We start from the raw sequence: 248 nt of genomic DNA, 5'->3' as shown, positions 1-248 counted from the left end.
CTCGACCCCGCCCGTCATCAACCCGGCCTGCAGGTAGCGGCGGATCAACCGCAGCACCCGCTTGTCTTCGACCTTGCGCGCCACGCGTGCCATCAGCACATCGTGGTTCACCCGGTCGAAAAACTTCTCCAGATCAAGATCGACCACGAAGCGGCGACCGCCGGCCACATGCGACCGGGCGGCCAGAACCGCATCATGGGCGCTCCGCCCCGGCCGGAAGCCGAAGGAGGAGTCGGAGAAGTCCGGAT

At 66.5% G+C, this 248-nt stretch carries 1 protein-coding gene; it reads right to left on the bottom strand.

The genetic code is table 11. The annotated features are described in order from the left end of the window. Nucleotides 1-248, bottom strand: a 248-nt coding sequence (locus NMG80_RS04045) for a reverse transcriptase domain-containing protein (RefSeq protein ID WP_254016946.1), incomplete at both ends; no start/stop codon positions are given.

It is taken from the genome of Mesorhizobium escarrei (genome assembly GCF_935825525.1).
Taxonomy (GTDB): domain Bacteria; phylum Pseudomonadota; class Alphaproteobacteria; order Rhizobiales; family Rhizobiaceae; genus Mesorhizobium; species Mesorhizobium escarrei.
The sequence above is the reverse complement of the archived record's forward strand: the minus strand, read 5'-3'. Positions and strand labels throughout refer to the sequence as shown.